Raw genomic sequence first — 3376 nt, 5'->3', positions numbered from 1 at the left:
AGTGGGAAGTCGGCCCGGCCGACTTCCCACTCCACAGGGATGTATGTAGACCGGTCTGCATATTCCGGGCGGGCCGGGGGTGGGGGCGGAACCGTGGAGTGATTCGTGGGCGTCCGGGAGGTGTGGTGGGGGGTTGCGTGGGGTGGGGTGCCGACGGGCCGTTCGGCGAGGACCCTGGGATGTCTGGGAGACTGACCCTGATGACAACTGCGAAGACGACCGTTATGGCCACTCTCACCGAAGGCGCGCGGGCCGAGGTGACCATCGATCTCGCCGCCCTGCGCGGCAACCTCGACGCGCTGCGCGAGCGCATCGGCGGAACCACGGTGATGGCCGCGGTCAAGGCGGACGCCTACGGGCACGGCGCCGTCCGCTGCGCCCGGGAGGCGGTCGCCGCAGGAGTCCGCTGGCTGGGCACCGCCACGCCGGACGAGGCGCTCGCGCTGCGCGCCGGCGGCATCCGGCCGGACCAGGCCCGCATCCTCTGCTGGCTGTGGACCCCCGGCGGCCCCTGGCGCGAGGCCCTCTTCGCGGACCTCGACATCTCCGTCAGCGGCCAGTGGGCGCTCACCGAGCTGCTCGCCGCCGTCCGCGCCACCGGCGTCCCGGCCCGGGTCCACCTCAAGGCCGACACCGGCCTCGGCCGCAACGGCTGCCAGCCGCACGACTGGCCCGAGCTGGTCGCCGCCGCCCGCCGCGCCGAGCTGGACGGCCTGCTCACCGTGGTCGGCGTCTGGTCGCACTTCGCCGCCGCCGACGAGCCGGGCCACCCCTCCATCCAGGCCCAGCTGGACGCCTACCGCGCCGCCCTGGCCACCGCCGAGGCGGCCGGCCTGCGCCCCGAGGTCCGGCACCTGGCCAACTCGCCGGCCACCCTGCTGCTCCCGCAGTCGCACTTCGACATGGTCCGCACCGGCCTCGCGGTGTACGGGCTCTCGCCGGTCCCGGACGTCGGCTCGCCCGCCGACTTCGGCCTGCGCCCGGTGATGTCGCTGACCGCCCGGCTGGCCCTGGTCAAGCACGTTCCCGGCGGCCACGGCGTCAGCTACGGCCACCACTACACCACCCCCGGCCCGACCACGCTGGGCCTCGTCCCGCTCGGATACGGCGACGGCATCCCCCGGCACGCCAGCGGCATCGGCCCGGTGCAGGTCGACGGCAAGTGGCGCACCGTGGCCGGCCGGGTGGCGATGGACCAGTTCGTCGTCGACCTCGGCGGCGACACCCCACCGATCGGCGGGGAGGTGCTCGTCTTCGGCAACGGCGAGCGCGGCGAGCCGACCGCCGAGGACTGGGGCCGCGCCTGCGGCACCATCTCCTACGAGATCGTGACCCGGATCGGCTCCCGGGTGCCGCGCCGCTACGTCGGCGGCCTGGACGAGGCCGCGGACGGGGGCCTGCTCGGATGAGCGAGCAGGCCGGCGCCGACCCGGTCGAGGCGGTGAGCGGGGTGGCCCGCGCCGTCAAGGCGGCCGGGGCGGCCACCGGCGTGAGCCGGGCCGGCCTGATCGGCATCTCGGTCGGCGTGCTCGCGGCCGGCGCCGCCGCCGGCGTGGCGATCGAACGGCTGACGGTCGGCCGGACGATGCGCCGCCGGGCCCGCGCCGAGCTGGACGCCAAGGCCCCGTACGGCTCGCTGCGCGGACGCCCCCGCACCGTGGCCGCCGCGGACGGCACCGAGCTCTACGTCGAACTGGACGGCACCGGCCGACCGGGCGGCGCGGGCGGCGCGGACGGCGGCCCCGAACCGCTGACCGTGGTCTTCTGCCACGGCTACTGCCTCAACCAGGACAGCTGGCACTTCCAGCGCGCCGCGTTCCGCGACGGCCTGCGCCTGGTCTTCTGGGACCAGCGCAGCCACGGCCGCTCCGAGCGCTCCCGCTCCTTCCTGGCCGGCGAGCCCGCCGGCATCGACCAGCTGGGCGGCGACCTCAAGGCCGTGCTGGACGCCGTCGCGCCGACCGGCCCGCTGGTCCTGGTCGGCCACTCGATGGGCGGCATGACGGTGATGGCGCTGGCCGACCAGCACCCCGAGCTGTTCCGCGAGCGGGTCGCCGGCGTGGCGCTGATCGGCACCCTGGCCGGGAACTGGGACGCCGTCACCTTCGGCCTGCCGCAGGCGGGCGCCAAGCTGTTCCGCCGGGTCGCCCCGGGCATGATGAAGCTGCTCGGCCGTCAGGTGGGCCTGGTGGAGGCGACCCGCCGGCTGGGCGCTGACGTCAGCGCCGTCTTCTACCGGCGCTACTCCTTCGGCGACAAGGACGTCGACCCCGGGGTGGCCCGGTTCGCCGAGCAGATGCTGGACGCCACCCCGATCGACGTGGTGGCCGAGTTCTACCCGGTGTTCTCCGCGCACGAGAAGACCGAGGCCCTCGCCGCCCTGCGCGGCATCCCGGTCCTGGTGCTGACCGGCACCAAGGACCTGCTGACCCCGCCCGGCCACGGCGAGGCGATGGCCGAACGGCTGCCCGGCGCGGAGCTGGTCCTGGTCGAGGACGCCGGCCACCTGGTGATGCTGGAGCGCCCGGACGTGGTCGACCGCCGGCTGGCCGAGCTGTTCGAGCGGGCCGCCCGCTTCCGCGGCGCCGCCCCCGTGGAACCCCCGGCCTGAAGCTTGTTGCAGAAGCCTGGGTGTGGGCAGGTTGGTGTGTGTTCTGGCCTGCTGGTTCAGGCGGTTCGGGCGGGGTTGTGCATGTGGGCGACGGCCCGCACCGCGTGGTGCGGGCCGTCGCCTTCCTGCCGGCATCTCGGAGGATCTTGTAGTCCTTCATGCGGGCGAAGGCGTGCTCGACTCGGGCGCGTACGCGGCGGTGTTCGGCGTTGTCGTCCTCCTGGGCCTGCGGCAGGGGGCGGCCGGCGCGTTTGCGGTGGGGGACGACCAGGCCGGTGTTGAGGTGGGCGCCGTCCGCGAGCACGGTGGCGCCGGCGCAGGTGGCGGGCAGGCCGGAGGCGCGCCAGGCGTGGGCGTCGGCCTTGTTGCCCGGTACGGGGCGGGCGGTGGCGGCCACGAGGCGGGTGTCGGCGTCGATGACGACCCGCACGTTCGCGGAGAACCGGTAGTTGCGGCTGGAAGCCCCCACCGAACGGTCGCGTACCGGGATCAGGGTGCCGTCCACGATCCACAGCCTCTGCCCGCCCGCGGCCGGGCGGGCAGCGGCTTCGAGAGCCAGCAGCGGGCCGAGGCGCTGGACGACGCGGCACACCGTCGCCGTCGAGACCCCGAACAGCGGCGCGAGCTGCCGCATCGTGAGGTCGGTCCGGTAGTGGACCGCGACCAGCAGGTTGCTCCCCATGACGACGGAACTCCCGCTGGCCGACGGCCCGCCGCCCCGCGAGCGGGCCGACGCGGCCCGCAACCGGGCCAAGGTGCTCGCCG

Annotated in this window: 2 protein-coding genes and 1 pseudogene; 2 read left to right on the top strand and 1 reads right to left on the bottom strand. The window is 75.2% G+C overall.

Annotation, left to right across the window (positions count from 1 at the left end; genetic code table 11):
• Positions 1 to 224 precede the first annotated feature (224 nt).
• Both alr and ABT093_RS40640 read left to right on the top strand, forming a co-directional pair.
• Positions 225 to 1409, top strand: a complete 1185-nt coding sequence (gene alr / locus ABT093_RS40645) for an alanine racemase (protein WP_350572542.1) — start codon at positions 225 to 227, stop codon at positions 1407 to 1409.
• Positions 1406 to 2611: an alpha/beta fold hydrolase gene (locus ABT093_RS40640; RefSeq protein ID WP_350572541.1), complete on the top strand. Its 1206-nt coding sequence runs from the start codon at positions 1406 to 1408 to the stop codon at positions 2609 to 2611. Before alr ends, ABT093_RS40640 begins: the two co-directional genes overlap by 4 nt.
• Before the next feature lie 56 nt (positions 2612 to 2667).
• On the opposite strand, the pseudogene ABT093_RS40635 reads toward ABT093_RS40640, so the two are convergent.
• Positions 2668 to 3376, bottom strand: a pseudogene (locus ABT093_RS40635) (transposase family protein); the annotation flags it as partial.

The organism is Kitasatospora sp. NPDC002551, assembly GCF_040296005.1.
Classification (GTDB): Bacteria; Actinomycetota; Actinomycetes; order Streptomycetales; family Streptomycetaceae; genus Kitasatospora.
Note: the sequence above shows the minus strand (reverse complement) of the source record. Positions and strands in the feature narration are given on the sequence as shown.